The organism is Hydrogenovibrio sp. JE_KL2 (genome assembly GCF_009296185.1).
GTDB lineage: Bacteria > Pseudomonadota > Gammaproteobacteria > Thiomicrospirales > Thiomicrospiraceae > Hydrogenovibrio.
In genome coordinates this window covers 750,883-768,003 of the sequence record NZ_WBJR01000001.1, presented here as the reverse complement: position 1 = coordinate 768,003, position 17,121 = coordinate 750,883, and the positions used below count along the sequence as shown (strand labels likewise).

The 17,121-nt window shown below is 46.1% G+C and carries 15 protein-coding genes; 11 read left to right on the top strand and 4 right to left on the bottom strand.

Translation table 11 applies throughout. The annotated features are described in order from the left end of the window. Positions 1 to 96: 96 nt before the first annotated feature. The gene (locus F8R13_RS03640; RefSeq protein ID WP_152831933.1) at positions 97 to 402 is read left to right on the top strand and encodes a hypothetical protein; all 306 of its coding nucleotides are present in this window, start codon (positions 97 to 99) and stop codon (positions 400 to 402) included. A gap of 24 nt (positions 403 to 426) precedes the next feature. Further along, on the top strand, positions 427 to 750 hold the full coding sequence (locus F8R13_RS03635; RefSeq protein ID WP_152831932.1) for a DUF4156 domain-containing protein: 324 nt from the start codon (positions 427 to 429) through the stop codon (positions 748 to 750). 144 nt (positions 751 to 894) lie between these two features. Here F8R13_RS03635 and F8R13_RS03630 read toward each other — a convergent pair whose 3' ends face one another. Both F8R13_RS03630 and F8R13_RS03625 read right to left on the bottom strand, forming a co-directional pair. Continuing rightward, positions 895 to 2,115, bottom strand: a complete 1,221-nt coding sequence (locus tag F8R13_RS03630) for a GNAT family N-acetyltransferase (protein ID WP_253806315.1) — start codon at positions 2,113 to 2,115, stop codon at positions 895 to 897. Between the two features lie 179 nt (positions 2,116 to 2,294). Next, positions 2,295 to 2,747, bottom strand: coding sequence for a hypothetical protein (locus F8R13_RS03625; protein WP_152831931.1), 453 nt, complete (start codon positions 2,745 to 2,747; stop codon positions 2,295 to 2,297). Between the two features lie 214 nt (positions 2,748 to 2,961). Between F8R13_RS03625 and F8R13_RS03620 the strand changes: the two genes are divergently transcribed. The 9 genes from F8R13_RS03620 to F8R13_RS03580 all read left to right on the top strand — a co-directional run bounded on the left by F8R13_RS03620 (position 2,962) and on the right by F8R13_RS03580 (position 16,249). After that, a complete protein-coding gene (locus tag F8R13_RS03620) occupies positions 2,962 to 3,711 on the top strand; it encodes a TIGR01621 family pseudouridine synthase (RefSeq protein ID WP_253806314.1) in 750 nt (249 codons plus the stop codon). Between the two features lie 277 nt (positions 3,712 to 3,988). Next, positions 3,989 to 4,972, top strand: a complete 984-nt coding sequence (glk, locus tag F8R13_RS03615) for a glucokinase (RefSeq protein WP_152831930.1) — start codon at positions 3,989 to 3,991, stop codon at positions 4,970 to 4,972. A gap of 23 nt (positions 4,973 to 4,995) precedes the next feature. Next, on the top strand, positions 4,996 to 6,264 hold the full coding sequence (glgC, locus tag F8R13_RS03610) for a glucose-1-phosphate adenylyltransferase (RefSeq protein ID WP_152831929.1): 1,269 nt from the start codon (positions 4,996 to 4,998) through the stop codon (positions 6,262 to 6,264). 32 nt (positions 6,265 to 6,296) lie between these two features. Further along, positions 6,297 to 8,030 (top strand): glycoside hydrolase family 57 protein, encoded by a 1,734-nt coding sequence (locus F8R13_RS03605; protein WP_152831928.1) that lies wholly within the window; start codon positions 6,297 to 6,299, stop codon positions 8,028 to 8,030. Then, positions 8,030 to 9,391, top strand: a complete 1,362-nt coding sequence (gene malQ, locus F8R13_RS03600; protein WP_371414885.1) for a 4-alpha-glucanotransferase — start codon at positions 8,030 to 8,032, stop codon at positions 9,389 to 9,391. The genes F8R13_RS03605 and malQ overlap by 1 nt, the downstream gene beginning before the upstream one ends. Before the next feature lie 44 nt (positions 9,392 to 9,435). Further along, positions 9,436 to 11,658 (top strand): 1,4-alpha-glucan branching protein GlgB, encoded by a 2,223-nt coding sequence (glgB, locus tag F8R13_RS03595; protein ID WP_152831927.1) that lies wholly within the window; start codon positions 9,436 to 9,438, stop codon positions 11,656 to 11,658. Between the two features lie 31 nt (positions 11,659 to 11,689). Next, complete coding sequence (gene glgA / locus F8R13_RS03590) at positions 11,690 to 13,171, top strand: glycogen synthase GlgA (protein ID WP_371414884.1); 1,482 nt, start codon at positions 11,690 to 11,692, stop codon at positions 13,169 to 13,171. A gap of 68 nt (positions 13,172 to 13,239) precedes the next feature. After that, positions 13,240 to 15,732 carry a glycogen/starch/alpha-glucan phosphorylase gene (locus F8R13_RS03585; RefSeq protein WP_152831926.1) on the top strand — a complete coding sequence of 831 codons (2,493 nt, stop codon included), beginning with the start codon at positions 13,240 to 13,242 and terminating at the stop codon, positions 15,730 to 15,732. Positions 15,733 to 15,799: 67 nt separating this feature from the next. Beyond that, entirely contained in the window at positions 15,800 to 16,249 is a 450-nt protein-coding gene (locus tag F8R13_RS03580) for a YcgN family cysteine cluster protein (RefSeq protein WP_152831925.1), read from the top strand. Positions 16,250 to 16,338: 89 nt separating this feature from the next. Here F8R13_RS03580 and F8R13_RS03575 read toward each other — a convergent pair whose 3' ends face one another. Beyond that, a complete protein-coding gene (locus F8R13_RS03575) occupies positions 16,339 to 16,722 on the bottom strand; it encodes a DUF302 domain-containing protein (RefSeq protein WP_152831924.1) in 384 nt (127 codons plus the stop codon). 96 nt (positions 16,723 to 16,818) lie between these two features. Then, positions 16,819 to 17,121, bottom strand: a complete 303-nt coding sequence (locus F8R13_RS03570; protein WP_152831923.1) for a DUF3240 family protein — start codon at positions 17,119 to 17,121, stop codon at positions 16,819 to 16,821.

Sequence of the window (17,121 nt, the reverse complement as noted above, 5' to 3'; positions counted from 1 at the left end):
TTTTTAAGCCAAACTTAGGGTAACCTTGTTTTGTGGCACTCGCACAAAGAGGGTTAGAGGTAAGACGTTATCCATAATAAGAATAAGGCGTCGGCTATGAGTGAAGTGTTGAATATTAAATACCGTTTGAAAGCCAAGCAACTGCTGGATGCTTTTGATTTGAATCTGAAGCGCTTGAAGGAAGAAGGCGTGGATGCCGACGGTAATGAGTCGGAAGCCGGGACAATAGACTTGTTGTCCGAGTGGTTGGAAGAGGCGATTGAAAACGGTGTAGAGATAGATGCGTTGCACGATCGGGCGCGCCAGTTGGCGCAGTTTGCTTTTGAGCGTGGCTATACTCAGCATGAAGTTGAAGAATTGTTGACGATGCGACCGAATCCAAACGGTAAGCGTCCAGAGTAGTTTTAATTAAAGTTGGAGAAGTTTATGAAGAGAAGATTGTTGTTTTCAGCGGTTGTGGCCGCAGTAGTGTCTTTGTCAGCGTGTTCATTTGTGCAAACCACAAAAGAGGGTGCTCAAGTGACCTTGGTGAAAGATTTCAATGTGAAGGATTGTAAAAAAGTCGGCTCAACCACAACGAATGTTGCGGATAAGATCGGTATTATCAAACGTGATCCTGAAACCATGAAGAAGGAACTAGCGGATTTAGCTAGAAATACAGCGGCTTCAATGGGTGGGGATTCTATCGTTGCCACTAGCCCGTTGAAAGATGGCACCATGACATTTGATATTTACAAATGTAAGCCATAATTCGCTTCTGAATTTAAAACAAAATTTGTTTTAAGCCTAAACCCAACCTGGCAGATTTTCATGAAACGAAGCACTCGCCGCCCGAAGGGGTAAGGCGAGAAAATCTGCCAGGTTGGGTTTTGTTGTTTTAGGGGGTGAGAAACCCTAGTCTATTTCTGGGTTGACCTTGTAAGGACTCATGTCTGCACACTCATCCATATAGCCGTTGATGGCGGCCTTTTCCTGTTCGATAAAATGGTCAATACCTTCTGCAAACGGATTCACCCTTAGCCAGTGGGTAGAGTGAATCGGCACGGGAATAAATCCGCGCGCGATCTTATGCTCACCGCCTGCGCCGGGCTCAAAAATCTTTAGGCCTTTTTCAATAGCGTATTCAATGCCTTGATAGAAACAGGTTTCAAAATGCAGGTGTTTGACGTCTTTGATGGCGCCCCAGTGACGTCCATACAGCGTGTCGTCAGATTGGAACATCAAGGCGCCGGCAATACATTGTCCATCCAAATCTGCAAGCACCAACACAATGGTGTCCGGCAGTTTTTGTGCGACGTCAATAAAGAAGTCTTTGTTGAGGGTCGGCGTGCTCCATTTTTCAATAAAGGTCTTATCGTAGAAATAACTGAAGTTCGCCCAATCAGTTTCTGTGGCAGTGTGGCCGTCCAGTATGCGGAAGGTGACGCCAGATTCCTGAATGGCGCGACGTTCTTGTTTGATATTTTTGCGTTTTTTGGCGGTCAGTTGTGCGAGAAAATCATCAAAACTTTCATAGCGCTGATTAATCCAGTGGAACTGTGTACCGAAGCGGAAAAGCAGGTGACCTTCATCCGGTAAAGACTCCAGCCAGTTTTGTTGTTCGGCATTGGCAAACAGAATATGCGCGCCGCTTAACTCATAGTTTGTGCAAAGAGACTTCATGGCATTGAGCAAAAGCTTGCGTTGTTGTTCGACAGGGATGTCCGGATGATTGTCTGTTGTAAGGAACCTTGGCCCTCGCGCCGGGGTGTAAGGCATGGCACTGACCAATTTGGGATAGTAATCCAACCCGACTTGTTTCCAGGCGCTTTCCCACGCTTGGTCGAAAACGAATTCGCCATAGTTGTTATATTTTTCGTACAAAGGCATGGCTGCGATGAGTGTGTCCTGATGAAAAATACCGAGGTGGCAGGGAATCCAGCCATATTTCTCGCCAACACATTCATGGGTTTCCAGTGCGTTGAGGTATTCGTGCAGGATAAAAGGGTAATGATTTGGTACTAGAGCATTCCACTGATCGGCAGGAATCTGATCAATAGAGGAAAAGGATTTGATTTCAATCTGCGAGAGCAGTTCTTGAGTCATTTCTTTGATAGAGGGTTCCGTTTTGCTCATAGGTCATTCAACTGTAGTTGGACTCTATTGTATGCAGTAAGGCGTAAATTTGTCACTATTTGAAGTGTGAAAGAAGTTTGGCTGGTGTTAAAAAATACCCAACCTGGCAGATTTTTGTTTGAAAACAAGGGGAAAGTAAAATCTACCAGTTGGGAAAAGGGTAATGATGAAAAATAAAATTAGTGTTTTGTTGGGTTATTGTTTCGGGTATGCATCAGGTTTTTAAACGGTAGCGTCGGTGTTTTGGCAGGGGTTCTACCGTTTTTGAATTGATAATCAACCGCTTTGGGTAGCTCAAAGTCCAAATGCTTCATTTGCTTTTTGTTCAGGTTATTGACGAAATTTTGTAATGCCTGAATGACTTGATTGTTCAACTCACGATTGGTTTGATCCAAGATAATATCGTGCAATTGGTTGACCCATTTCATTTGGGTATCGTGAACCTTGTCGGCATGCTCGCGAAGGCGGTGGCTTTCAATAGCGTCTTTATAGCTGCTAGAGAGTGATTTGATATCATCGATAATGGTTTCTGCAATGTGCAGTGTTTGCTCGGAAGTGTTTTCCAAGCGCTCATCAATGTATTCCAAGCAGGAATGTACTTTCTCTTCTGGTGTCATCAACTTCTGTTTCATGTCTGGCCCCTTGTATTTTCGTATGACGTCATGTCCGAAATGTTTTTTGTGTCAAAAAAATGACTATTTTTGGATGAAAAATCCTATTTCAATGACTCTATTCCAAGAAGCGTGCCAATTTGAAAAGGCAAAAAAATTGACGCTGACAAACAGCGGTATTCGATAAAATAGGCATCTACCCACAATAGCAATAGAGCGAATAGTGCCAAGCATCATGACAATGGATTCAGTCATCAAACCAGAGCAAACATCTAACAGTTCATATCGAGTGCAAATGCTTTATCGAAATGAACACTTCGTTTTGGTGGATAAGCCTGCCGGTATGAACTTTCATTCAGAAGAAGAAGCCGGTTTAGCGGTTGTGGTGAAGCAACAGTTGCAGGCAGAGATACCTTCAGGAGAAATTGGGCTTTATCCGGTGCATCGTTTGGACAAGATGACTTCGGGGCTGGTGTTGTTTGCATTGACTAAAGAAGCGGCACAAACGTTTCAAACTCTGTTTGAAAACCGGGAGATGGATAAGTTCTATTTGGCGATTGCGACGGATAAGCCCAAGAAAAAACAAGGGTGGATCAAAGGCGATATGCACTCCGCCAGGCGTGGCAGTTGGAAGTTGGCATCAACGCAAGATAACCCAGCCATAACAAGATTTATCAGTCAAAGCATTGGGCCAAACCAAAGACTGTTCTTGGTAAAACCTCTGACCGGAAAAACACATCAAATACGCGTGGCACTCAAAAGTCTTGGCGCGCCAATCGCTGGAGATGAGCGCTATCAGAACCTGCAACAAGCTCAGCAGGAGGATAGGGGGTATCTACATGCCTTTGCCATCCGGTTTACATTGTTTGGTGAAAGCTACGCCTTCAGTGTGTTTCCGCAAGAAGGACAATGTTTTTTGGCGCAAGCCTGTATCGAACAAATCCGACAGTGGCGAGAGGCTTGGAAAGTCTTTGAGACCAAGTAGTTAGAAAACAAGTGTAAAAAATTGGAAAAAACACTTCTGTTAAATAAGCAGATTATAGTATTCTTATTTTCATTGGGGTTATTCAAACAAAAATAATCAAAACAACAAAGTTCATGCTCTGTATGTAAGTTACAGGATTTATTAATCTTGTCGTCTTTTTATTTTCATGCAGTCGTCATATTTGCCCCCAAGCGCATTGTTAGAATCCTTTCTTAACATGGCGTAATCGCACACTAACGACATAGATTTCAAGTGTTGATAACTCGAGGTAAGAGTAATGGGGAAGCTGCTAGCAGTTGATGTCGGCGCAACAAAAGTCTTGGTTTCGGCGTTCGATGCCGAAACAGACACTACCTTGGCGGAAAAACGCTATCTCAGTGCAGACTTCAATGCACTCTCTGAATTGATCCAAACCTTTCAACAAGAATTTTCCTTTACCCATTTTGATGTTGCCTGCTTGGGCTTGGCTGGACCGGTGTCGGCTCGACAAGTTCATTTAACCAACTTGCCTTGGATTATAGATGCGGATGCCTTAGCGCAAGACTGTCATATAGATTATGTGGAAATTATGAATGATTTCGCAGCGGCGGCGCTGGGGATAAATGAATTGTCTGAAGAAGATACTTTGTGTCTGCAAGCGGGAGATTACGATGAGGCGGGGAACAAACTGATTGTTGGCGCAGGGTCAGGATTAGGAATTTCGCCTATTAAAAATTGTGGGGGAGAGTTTATTCCTCAGGCATCTGAAGGTGGACATATGGATTTTGCACCTTTGGATAGCACCCAATTGAAATTGTTTGATTGGTTGCACAAAAAATGGACGCACGTGTCATATGAGCGTATTCTATCTGGTGAAGGGATTGAGTTTCTCTATGCGTTTTTCAACGCTGAAAATCACGGACATAGCCATCACAACCTCACCCCAATTTGTTCTGCCGAGCAGGTCCATGAGCTTGCCATTAAAGGAGAACCTATTGCACAGAAAACCTTGAACACTTTTGTTGAAGTTTATGGCGCGTATATCGGCAATGTCTCATTGCTATGGCAAGCCAAAGCAGGCGTTTATATCGCCGGCGGTATTGGCCCGAAAATACGCGACTGGATGCAACAGCCCCGCTTTATAAAATCAATGACGGCAAAGGGTCGTATGTCGAATTTGGTCAAAGATATCCCCGTTTATTTGGTGATAAACGATCAAATTGGTTTGTTGGGGATGAAACATTTAGCCAAACAACGATTTAGTCAAAAAAATAATAAATAGATAGCAGCAGGAGAGAGACATTCATGAAGTATTACTGTGAGACCAAGACAGAGACAGATTTGACGAAAAACACTCTGGCGCTGGTTCTGGCTGGTGGAGAAGGCAGCCGACTGAAAGATTTGACCAAATGGCGCGCAAAGCCTGCAGTGCCGTTTGGAGGCAAGTATCGTATTATCGATTTTGTGTTGTCCAACTGTGTGAACTCCGGTATTCGTAAGATTGGGGTGTTGACGCAATACAAGTCTCACTCCCTGATTCGCCACGTACAACGTGCATGGTCTTTCATGCGTTATGAAGTAGGGGAGTTTGTCGAATTGCTTCCTGCACAACAACGTGTCGATAAGGACTGGTATCGTGGAACTGCGGATGCCTTGTTTCAAAACCTGGATATCATGCGTCGTCATACACCTGAATATGTGCTGGTGTTGGGCGGAGACCATATTTATTCGATGGACTACAGCAAGATGTTGATGGCGCACGTCGCCTCGGCAGCGGATGTGACAATCGGTTGTATTGAAGTGCCGGTTAACGAAGCCAAAGGCTTTGGGGTTATGTCTGTTGACCGTACCCTGACCATTACCAAATTTACCGAAAAACCCGCAGAGCCAGACACCTTACCGGGCAAGCCGGACACTGCTTTGGCATCGATGGGTATTTACGTTTTCTCCAGAGAATTTTTGTTCCAAAAGCTGATTGAAGATTATGACAACTCGTCATCCAGCCACGACTTCGGAAAGGACATCATTCCCTCAGTGATTGAAGATTGGCGTGTGAAAGCCTATCCGTTTGTTGATGACAATGACGAACCAGCCTATTGGCGAGATGTCGGAACCATTGAATCTTTTTGGAAGGCGAATCTTGACTTGTGTAGCATCACGCCACAGTTGAACCTTTACGATAGAGACTGGCCGATTTGGACCTATCAGGCACAAATGCCGCCAGCGAAATTCACATTCGATGACGATGGCCGTCGAGGCGAAGCCATTGACTCCATGGTTGCCGGCGGCTGCATTATTTCAGGTGCGCGCATCAAGCGTTCGGTGATTTCAAGCGGTGGTCGTGTGCACAGTTATAGCTTGATTAAGGATTCGGTGCTTTTACCACGTGTAGAAGTGGGTCGTCATTGTCGCATTCAGAATGCGGTGATTGATAAGGGAACGGTGATTCCTGACGGTATGATTATCGGGGAAGATCCGGTTGCAGATGCCGAGCGTTTTTATGTCGAGCCTAGTTCTGGAATCGTGCTGGTAACACCGGATATGCTCGGACAAAAACTGCATATCACGCGCTAAGTCTTTTAAGCTAACAAAATTAAGGTTCAATCATGGAAAACAAAAAACTCAAACTGGTGATTTGCTGGCATATGCATCAGCCACATTATCGCGACGGTTTGGATGGCTTGTATCGTTTGCCTTGGGTGTATCTGCATGGCATCAAAGACTATACCGACATGGTTGCGCACCTTGAAAACTGCCCGAAAGCACGCGTGGTGGTGAACTTTGCGCCTGTGCTGTTGGAGCAGATGGACGATTACGCGAAACAAATGCGTGATTGGTTGGCTTCAGGCATAGAGATGTGTGATCCCTTACTGAACTGGGTGTCGGGTGAGAAGGCTATCAGTCCTGATCTTGAACAACGTTTTGAGATTGTTCAAGCCTGCCAAAAGGCGTTTTCGCCTACGATGATTGACCCTTATCCGGCATTCAAAAGTTTGGTTATCATGGCGCAGTGCGATAAAAACACCCCATTCGAAGAGTCCAAAGGGTTGTCCTATTTTAATGATCAGTTTTTCATTGACTTGTTGATGTGGTACCACCTGACATGGATGGGAACCAGTCTGCGTCTGAAAGACGATAGAGTCAAAGCGCTCATTAAAAAAGGCAATCTTGGACAGCACTTCTCGCCTGAAGATCAAAGAACTTTGATTAAAGTGATGGCGGATGCAATCGAAGGGATTATCCCGCGTTATCGGGCATTGATGGAGTCAGGGCAAATCGAAATTTCCATGACACCTTATGGACACCCGATTGTCCCCTTGTTGATCGATTTCAACTCCATGAAAGACGCTTTGCCTCATGCCCCTATGCCATCGAGTGAAGCCTACCCGGATGGCTATGAGCGCGCAAAATGGCACATGGAAAAAGGATTTGAGGTTTATGAACACTATTTCGGCAGCAAGCCAAAAGGCGTCTGGTTGTCCGAAGGGGCAGTCAGTAGTGCTTCGGTAGGCTTGTTGGATCATTATGGTATTCAATGGACGGCTTCCGGTGAGGGCGTTTGGCGACACTCCTGTGAAGCATCGCATTTGGATCACCACGATATTGCTTCCAAGCGGGCGTTGTATCAGCCGTTGCAACATGCATCACAAAAGTGCGCCATGTTCTTTAGAGATGATGGTTTATCCGACTTGATCGGCTTTCAATATAAAGATTGGAATCCTGAGGATGCTGCGAATAACTTCCTGCACAACCTACACAATATCGCCGAGTTTCTTGGCGATAAAGTCGAGGATCATGTGGTGTCGGTCATTCTTGATGGTGAAAACGCCTGGGAGTACTATCCTGAGAATGCGTACTATTTCTTGAGAACACTGTATGAAAAGCTCGGTAAAGACGAACGGATTGATATGACGACTTTTTCCGATGCTCTGGCAGAAGATATTCCGCTTAGACATTTACCTATATTGAAGGCGGGAAGCTGGGTATATGGTTCGTTCTCTACCTGGATTGGCGAGCCAGACAAAAACGCAGGTTGGGATTTGCTGGTGGAAGCAAAACAAACTTACGACAAGGTCATGACTTCCGGCACGTTGACGGCCAGCCAAAAACAGGCAGTGACTGAGCAGTTGGCGATATGCGAAGGCTCGGATTGGTTCTGGTGGTTTGGTGATTACAATCCGGCGGGAAGCGTCAAAGATTTTGATCAGCTCTATCGTCGTCATCTGGAAAAGCTTTATCAGTTGCTCGGCGAACGTCCACCGGAGCAATTACAAATTCCTTTATCTCAAGGAGGCGGCGAAATGGATAACGGTGGTGTGATGCAGAGAGGCATTTCCTAATGATGGCGGCGAGACACGCAGGGGTGCTGTTGCATCCGACATCCTTGCCGCATGAAAAATCGCTTGGCAAGTTGGACAAAGCAGCTTGGCGTTTTCTTGACTGGATGGAAAATGCCGGTTTGAGCGTTTGGCAAATGCTGCCGCTGACCCAACCGGTGCAGGGATTGTCACCTTATCAAAGTGTATCTGCTTTTGCGATGAATCCGGCGCTATTGCCGGATGATTGGCAGAACCAATTTGATGCCACGGCGTTTGATGCCTTTTTGCTGGATCCGCCGCATTGGCTAGATGACTATGCGCTATTTATGACCTTAAGGGAAGAATTCAATTATGAACCTTGGTCAAGCTGGCCGGAGGTTTACCAAAAACGTGATTTGTTGTCGTTGGCAAATTTTGCTCAAAAACATCAGGAACGTATCACTCTTTTGAAGAAAGAGCAGTTTGTGTTAGCCACTATCTGGCAGCAACTGAAAACGGATGCCAACGCAAAAGGCATTATGCTGTTTGGCGATATGCCGATTTTCGTCGCTTATGACAGTGCTGACGTGTGGGCGAATCCCGACCAATTCAAGCTGGATGAACATCTCAAACCAACCGTCGTCGCAGGTGTGCCACCTGACTATTTTTCTGAAACTGGGCAGCACTGGGGTAACCCTCACTACAACTGGGAAGTGATGCTGGAAGACGGTTTTGATTGGTGGCATAAACGTATTGCGCAAGCGATTTCACAGTTCGATTACGTTCGTATCGATCATTTTCGCGGTTTGGAAGCCTGTTGGGAAATTGATGCCAAAGAAGAAACTGCGATGAACGGGCAGTGGCGTAAAGTACCTGGCGATAAATTGTTGTCTGACTTGCATCGTAATTTCCCGCATATGAATTTGGTGGCTGAAGACTTGGGGGTCATTACGCCGGAAGTGGTGGCGTTGAAAGAAGCCTTTAATTTACCGGGTATGTCGGTGTTGCAGTTTGGCTTTAACGGACTGCCTGACAATCCGCATGATCTGAAAGAGCAGGTAGAAAACTCCATTGTTTATACAGGGACACATGACAATGACACCACTTTGGGGTGGTGGGATAGTCTTGACGATGACACCCGTCATTGGGTTGATATACAGCTGGCAGATTTCCAGTTTGCCGGCGATATGCCTTGGCCGTTGATTGCGGCGGCGATGTCTTCGCCTGCGTTGACGATGATTGCGCCTTTGCAGGATTATCTGGGGTTGGGAACAGAAGCACGCATGAATATCCCCGGTACTTGTGACGGAAACTGGGCATGGCAATTTGGATGGCAGGAGATACCGGACGACTTGTCTGCTAGAATCAAAACATTAATTGAAAAATACAAACGAACCGCCTGAACAAAAGAGCGGTTGGTAAAAACAGGTAACGCAAAAGAGACACTATGGTAAAAACCACGAAAGCCTCAAAATCCGTTTCGGTCATTACGGAAGATGAATTGAAAAGAATTGAGCAGGACATTGCCCGGTTGCATTCAGGTACTCATCACGACCCATTTCAGGTGCTTGGGTGTCATGAAACTGGCAAACATTGGGAAATCCGTGTCTGGTTGCCGACTGCCGAACAGGCAATGGTGGAAAATACGCATGCCCTGACTCGTATTGATGGCACCGATATGTTCGTCGCCAAAATCACCAAAACCGCTAAAAAATCTTTGCCACAGCACTTCAACGTGCAATGGACCGAGGCGGATGGTTCAACACATGAAGTGGTCTCTCCCTATACCTTTTTGCCGACCGTCGGCGAGCTGGATATGCATTTGTTCCAAGAAGGCCGGCATTGGCATGTTTACGATATTCTTGGTGCACATTTCAAAACTGTAGACGGTATTTCCGGTGTGCAGTTTGCGGTTTGGGCGCCTGCCGCCAATCGTGTGTCGGTGGTAGGGGATTTCAACGGATGGCACGGTTTGCGCCACCCTATGCGTACAATCGGTGGTGGCGTATGGGAGCTGTTTATTCCTGGGCTACACCCCGGCGATATCTACAAGTTTGAAATTCGCAATGCGCGAACAGGCTACTGCCATACCAAAACCGATCCTTATGCAAAATGGATGGAAGTACGCCCTAAGACTGGCAGTGTGGTTTATCACTCAGAGTATGAGTGGCAAGATCAATCGTGGCTGACGAATCGTGCCGAAGATCAATGGGCGACTTCCCCAATGAACATCTACGAAGTGCATTTGGGGTCATGGCAGAGAGACGATGACGGGAACTTTTTGAGCTACCGTGAAATTGCCCATCGTTTGGTCGAGTATGTGAAGTGGATGGGCTTTTCTTATATTGAGTTATTGCCGATTACCGAACATCCATTGGATCAGTCTTGGGGTTACCAAACAACGGGATATTTTGCACCAACTTCTCGTTTTGGCTCACCGGATGATTTTCGTTACCTGGTTGACCACTGCCATCAAAATGGCATTGGTGTTTATTTGGATTGGGTACCGGCGCACTTTCCAAAAGATGAGTTTGCGCTTGCGCGTTTTGATGGTTCGGCACTGTATGAACATGAAGATCCAAGGCAGGGTGAGCATCAGGATTGGGGGACCTATATCTTCAATTTCGGACGCAATGAAGTCCGTAATTTCCTGATTGCCAATGCACTGTTTTGGCTGAAAGAGTTCCACCTTGACGGTTTGCGTGTGGATGCGGTGGCTTCCATGTTGTACCTAGACTACTCGCGTGAGGATGGTCAATGGATACCCAATAAACATGGCGGGCGAGAGAACCTTGAAGCCATTGAGTTTTTGCAGACATTGAATGCGGAAGTGCATTCCCAATGTCCTGGCATTGTGATGATGGCGGAGGAGTCGACGTCTTGGCCGATGGTGTCACGTCCCACTTGGATGGGGGGCTTGGGCTTTTCGATGAAATGGAATATGGGGTGGATGAACGATACGCTCGGTTATTTCGAGAAGGACTGTGTCTATCGCCCTTATCATCATAACGATTTGACTTTTAGCCAGATGTACGCCTACTCGGAAAATTTCATTCTGCCGCTGTCGCATGATGAAGTGGTGCATATGAAAAATGCGCTGGTCAGCAAGATGCCGGGTGACCATTGGCAGAAAATGGCAAACTTAAGATTGTTGCTGGGTTATCAGCTGGTCAACCCCGGTAAAAAACTGTTGTTTATGGGCGGAGAATTCGCGCAATACGGCGAATGGTCCGAAGAACGTGGTCTGGATTGGTATTTGTGTGACCAGCCATCAAACCGTGGCGTTCAACTGTGGGTTCGTGATATGAATCATTTGTATCAGGCACAGCCTGCATTGCATCAGCGTGATTTCGAGTCCAGTGGTTTCGAGTGGATAGATTGTCATGATTACGAGCAATCTATCTTGAGTTTTATCCGTATCGCCGATGACGAAAAACTGATTTGCATCTGTAACTTCACCCCCGTGCCGAGAGAAAACTATCGCATAGGCTTACCGGAAGCAGGACATTATCAGGAATTGTTGAATTCGGATTCAGAGATTTATGGCGGCGGAAATATCGGGAATAGTGGTGGTATTGACACTCAGGAAATCGCTTGGATGAATCGTCCATATTCCGCCGAGTTGACGCTACCGCCGTTATCGGTACTGGTATTTAAACTGACAAATTGATTTAAGACGATTTTAGGAAGAGAAAGTTAGCGTGAAGATTTTATTTGCCACTTCAGAGGCACACCCTTTAATCAAAACGGGGGGATTGGGTGATGTTTCGGGAAGTTTGCCGAGTGCTTATGCCAAACTCAAGCATCATGTCAAGCTCATTATGCCGGCCTATGGCGATGTTTGGGAGAAGGTCACTGATGTGAAAGAACTGACCGATTTCATGGTGGGTGGTTGTAATAGAGATGTGCACGTTCGTGTGTTCAAAGCCAAAGCGGAAGGTTTGAGTACGCCTGTATGGCTGGTTGATGTGCCGGATTTGTTTAATCGCCCCGGTAATCCTTACTTATCTCCTGAAGGCGATGATTGGTGGGACAATGGTGAGCGTTTCGCAGTTTTTTCAAAGGCGGTGGTTGAAATCGCAATGGATCGAGTCGGTTTGAACTGGAAACCAGATTTGATTCATAGCAATGACTGGCAAACTGGTTTGGTACCGGCATTGTTGTCACTTGAAGACGAACGTCCCAAGACATTATTTACGATTCACAACATGGCGTATGCCGGACTGTTCCCGAAATCTTTGTTCGAGAGCTTGTGGTTGCCGTGGCACTGGTGGACGCCTGAAGGCATTGAGTTCTACAACAATATGTCGATGCTGAAAGCCGGTATTTTGTTTGCGGATTGGGTCAACACCGTTAGCCCGACCTATGCACGAGAAATCTGTTTTCCCGAGTATGCCTATGGTTTGGAAGGCGTTTTACTAAAGCGCCAGGAAGAAGGGCGTTTGGTCGGTATTCTGAACGGGATTGATACCGATATTTGGAACCCGAAAAAAGACACCTATATCAAGCGTCATTATGATCTTGAAAAAGGACGGGTGGCCGCCAAAAAAGAGAACAAGAAAGATTTACTGCGCTTTTGGGATTTGGCGGATGAGATCGTTGAATCGACCGCACCCGTGGTAGGGTTTGTTGGGCGCCTTGTACCGCAAAAAGGTATCGACCTAGTGTTGGATGTTGTGCATGACGTGATTGAGCAGACAGATGCTCGATTCGTGTTTGTCGGTTCCGGTTCTTCGGATTACGAATATGCATTGAGCGAGTTGGCTCATCAATACCCGGGCAGAGTGATGGTCTATATCGGCTATTCCGAAGTTTTGGCGCATAAGGTTGAAGCGGGTTCCGATCTGTTTTTGATGCCATCACGTTTCGAGCCATGCGGGTTGAACCAAATGTATAGCTTGGTCTATGGAACGCTACCGATTGTTCATAATACCGGAGGCTTGGCAGATACGGTGGTGAATGCCACCGAAGAAAATATCAAAGAAGGCACAGCAACAGGGTTTGTGTTCTACGACCCAAGTCATCATGCCTTTAAGTCGGCACTGTTGCACGCTTTGTATCTTTATACCAAGACGCGCACTTGGCAAAAAATCCAGAAAACGGCCATGTCCGTTGATTTCGGCTGGGAGAAAAGTGCCAAACAATATTTAAGCTTGTTCAAAGAAACCGGCAAAAAGAACTGAATTTATTTTGAACCCTATTGAAGTTGCAACGAAGCGATTTCCAAACGATTGAATGTTAGGAGCGAACCATGTCTGCTGCAAAGAAAACTGAAACCGCCAAAAAAGTTGCCAAGGTTCAACAAGACCTCGGTATGTCGACAAAAGATATTGAAAACGGCTTTGTACACTATCTCTATAACACGCTAGGGCGTAATGTTGATGCCGATATGGAATATCAGTTCCGTGCCATGTCCTATACGGTACGCGACCGCTTGATGGGGTATTGGAAACAGACATGGAACGCCTACAAAGAAACCGACTGTAAAAAGGCCTACTATCTGTCGATGGAGTTTCTTATCGGCCGTTCATTGACCAATAACCTGCTTAACCTCGGCATTGAAACTGAAGCGGAAAAAGCCATGTATGAACTTGGTTTATCGCTTGAAGAAATTGAAGATGCCGAAAAAGACGCTGGTTTAGGTAACGGTGGTCTAGGGCGTTTGGCGGCCTGTTTCATGGATTCTTGCGCAACCTTGCAACTGCCTGTGATGGGCTATGGACTACGTTACGAGTATGGGATGTTCAAACAACGTATTCAAAACGGTTATCAAGTAGAAGACCCGGATCATTGGTTGGGATTTGGTTTCTATCCTTGGGAATTGCAACGTACCGAGTATGCCCGCACCGTGAAGTTCGGTGGTATGACGCATTTATTCAAAGATCCGCACACCGGAAAACTTACCACCTTGTGGGAAGAAACCGACGATGTGATTGCCGTACCTTTTGATGTGCCGATTCCCGGCTTCAAGAACAAAACGGTCAATACGCTGCGCCTGTGGTCTGCTTGTGCTGAAGAAGACTTTAACCTGAGTGAGTTCAATGCCGGTTCTTACTTTGAAGCGGTAGCGCAAAAGTCTGATGCTGAAAACATCACCATGGTGCTTTACCCGAATGACAGCAGTGAGAATGGTAAAGAGTTGCGCTTGAAGCAACAGTACTTTTTGGTGTCTGCATCCTTGCAAGATGTTGTTTGCCAGTGGGATAAACGTCATGATGGCGATTTCTCCACCTTTGCGGAATGTAATGTTTTCCAATTGAATGACACCCATCCGAGTTTGGCGGTTGCCGAACTGATGCGTATCTTCCTGGATGACTACGCCATGGAGTGGGATGAGGCTTGGCATATTGTTTCCAGTTGTATGGCCTACACCAACCACACCTTGTTGCCGGAAGCTTTGGAACGTTGGTCAGTGCCGTTGTTCCAGAAGCTATTGCCACGCCCGTTGGATATCATTTATGAAATCAACAGACGCTTTCTCAAACAGGTTGCGATGAAGTGGCCGGGGGATACGGCGAGATTCCGCCGCATGTCGCTGATTGATGAAGGCAATAATGTCTGTATGGCGTATCTGGCGATTGTCGGTAGTTTCTCCATCAATGGCGTGGCGGCACTGCACTCGCAGTTGTTGAAAGAAGGCTTGTTTCATGACTTCTATGAGCTATGGCCGGAACGTTTCAACAACAAAACCAATGGTGTCACTCAACGTCGTTGGATGGCCGCCTGTAACCCTGGGTTACGTGAACTGTTGAAACAGAAAATCGGGGAAGGTTGGATTACCAACTTGACCGAATTAAGCAAGCTAGAAGATTTTGTTCATGACAAGCCTTTCCGTCAGGCATGGATGAATGTAAAGCGTGAAAACAAAGCCCGTCTAGCCGCTTTGGTAAAAGAGTCAACAGGCATCGAATTCCCGGTTGCTTCCTTATTCGATGTGCAGGTGAAGCGTATCCACGAATACAAACGCCAATTGCTGAATGTCCTGCACGTGATTCACCTGTACGCGAAAATCAAACGAGGTGAAACCGATAGATGGACCAACCGTTGTGTCATCATAGGTGGGAAAGCGGCCCCCGGCTACCAGATGGCGAAAAACATCATCAAACTGGTCAACAATGTAGCGGAAATCATTAACGATGACCCGGAAGTGGGCGATAAGTTGAAAGTCGCTTTCATTCCAAATTATCGCGTTTCTGCGATGGAAGTCATTTGTCCGGGGACGGATGTGTCTGAGCAGATTTCAACGGCAGGTAAAGAAGCTTCCGGTACCGGGAATATGAAGTTCATGATGAACGGTGCAGTAACCATTGGTACCTTGGATGGTGCGAATGTCGAGATTCTTGAAGCCGTTGGAGAAGACAACTTCTTCTTGTTCGGTTTGAAAACGCAGGAAGTCGAAGAAATGCGACACCATTACAACCCACAACATTTCATTGATAGTGATGAAGATTTGCGTGCAGTGATGGGGTTGTTGGAATCCGGTCACTTCAATCAATTTGAACCGAATATCTTCAACGACATCATCAACTCGTTGAAGTCACCGCATGACCCTTGGATGACATTGGCGGATTTCCGCAGCTATATCGATGCACAGCATAAAATCGGTTTGGCATTCCAAGATCATGAGCATTGGAATACCATGAGCATCATTAACTCTGCACGAAGTGGTATCTTCTCAACGGATAGAACTATGATCGAGTATAATGACGACATTTGGAAGCTGACACCAGTCTCACACGATTGATATTGTCAGCTTTTACAACTTTCAGACGCCTCTTTCGAGGCGTTTTTTGTTATAGGATTTTTAGGATATGACAAAGCCGTCAGGACGCTATTGGGATACCAAAACGCTTGAAGAAATGACTCAGGAAGAGTGGGAATCTCTATGCGATGGTTGTGGTTTGTGCTGCTTGACGAAACTGCAGGATGAAGACACGGATGAAATCGTTTATACCTCGGTGGTTTGTCGTTTTTCAGATACGCAAACCGGGCAGTGTAGTGACTATGCCAACCGTTCAACCAATGTACCCACTTGTGTGCCTTTAACGCTGGAAGGCATTGCAGAGTTTGATTGGTTGCCGGATTCTTGTGCGTATCGTGTGATTTATCGCGGTGACAAACTGGCTGATTGGCACCCGTTGAATTCGGGCAAGAAGGAGTCGGTCAAATTGGCGGGTGTGGGTTTGCTGGCGATACCGCTATTGGTTGTGGACTCGGATGAGATTGAAGATTACGAAGACTTCGTAATGGATAAACCTTAAACCCTAGGAAAACACACTAGTTTGAAAATCTGCCAGGTTGGGGTAAATCAAGCAACCCCCAACCTGGCAGATTTTAATCAGAAATGACGTTATTTAACGGTGTTGATGATATCAATGGAAATGGCTTCTACTTCTTCGGCAACCGCTACTAGAGCTGGGTTGTTGCTCAATGCTTTCAGCATATCGGTCGGGTTGATCATGCCGATTTTGGTGACACCACCGTCTTGGTAAACGGAAATACGGCAAGGCAAGGCAGACGCCAAGTCCATGTCCACTTCCAAAACACTTTTCGCTTTCATTGGGTTGCAGATTTCAAATACTCGAACTTCGTTTGCGAATTCCACCCCTTTTTTTGCCATGGTGGCTTTCAGGTCATGGATACCGACGATACCGAATTTATGTGCAGGAACGGCTTCTTCCATTGCCTGACAAACTTCGTCGATTGATTTATCCGAAGTGACAACATATTTCATTTTTTCTCCAATGCGTTTTTAAGTTTTATCTGTCGTGGTCATTATAGGGGAAAGCAGTTAGGCTTCAACAGCCTATATAGCTTTCTTCAGGTTGACTCAAGCAATCCCCAACGCAGTAATCGGCATGAGGATATACCGCATTTCCGAATAGGTCAGTGGTTCCTTGGCATGCTTGATGACCGCCTGATAATTGTCTTCAGTCACCAATACTTCGATTTTGATTCTTTTCACATGCCCGGAAACTTGCTCGCTGGTCGAACTAAGTCTTTGAGCAGCGTGATAGGCACTGATTGCCTCGACATTGAACTTTAGCGGCGTCTCGAATGTCAGGAGTTGGTCAATCACTTCGTGAGCGACCTTACCATCGACAATCAGTTGTAATAGGTAGTTATTGGCCAT

What these genes read in the sequence shown, in the direction of transcription:
- F8R13_RS03640 (WP_152831933.1), top strand. Translation starts at nt 97, where the DNA reads ATGAGTGAAGTGTTGAATATTAAATACCGTTTGAAAGCCAAGCAACTG.
- F8R13_RS03635 (WP_152831932.1), top strand. Translation starts at nt 427, where the DNA reads ATGAAGAGAAGATTGTTGTTTTCAGCGGTTGTGGCCGCAGTAGTGTCT.
- F8R13_RS03630 (WP_253806315.1), bottom strand. Translation starts at nt 2,115, where the DNA reads ATGAGCAAAACGGAACCCTCTATCAAAGAAATGACTCAAGAACTGCTC.
- F8R13_RS03625 (WP_152831931.1), bottom strand. Translation starts at nt 2,747, where the DNA reads ATGAAACAGAAGTTGATGACACCAGAAGAGAAAGTACATTCCTGCTTG.
- F8R13_RS03620 (WP_253806314.1), top strand. Translation starts at nt 2,962, where the DNA reads ATGACAATGGATTCAGTCATCAAACCAGAGCAAACATCTAACAGTTCA.
- glk (WP_152831930.1), top strand. Translation starts at nt 3,989, where the DNA reads ATGGGGAAGCTGCTAGCAGTTGATGTCGGCGCAACAAAAGTCTTGGTT.
- glgC (WP_152831929.1), top strand. Translation starts at nt 4,996, where the DNA reads ATGAAGTATTACTGTGAGACCAAGACAGAGACAGATTTGACGAAAAAC.
- F8R13_RS03605 (WP_152831928.1), top strand. Translation starts at nt 6,297, where the DNA reads ATGGAAAACAAAAAACTCAAACTGGTGATTTGCTGGCATATGCATCAG.
- malQ (WP_371414885.1), top strand. Translation starts at nt 8,030, where the DNA reads ATGATGGCGGCGAGACACGCAGGGGTGCTGTTGCATCCGACATCCTTG.
- glgB (WP_152831927.1), top strand. Translation starts at nt 9,436, where the DNA reads ATGGTAAAAACCACGAAAGCCTCAAAATCCGTTTCGGTCATTACGGAA.
- F8R13_RS03585 (WP_152831926.1), top strand. Translation starts at nt 13,240, where the DNA reads ATGTCTGCTGCAAAGAAAACTGAAACCGCCAAAAAAGTTGCCAAGGTT.
- F8R13_RS03580 (WP_152831925.1), top strand. Translation starts at nt 15,800, where the DNA reads ATGACAAAGCCGTCAGGACGCTATTGGGATACCAAAACGCTTGAAGAA.
- F8R13_RS03575 (WP_152831924.1), bottom strand. Translation starts at nt 16,722, where the DNA reads ATGAAATATGTTGTCACTTCGGATAAATCAATCGACGAAGTTTGTCAG.
- F8R13_RS03570 (WP_152831923.1), bottom strand. Translation starts at nt 17,121, where the DNA reads ATGGCCAATAACTACCTATTACAACTGATTGTCGATGGTAAGGTCGCT.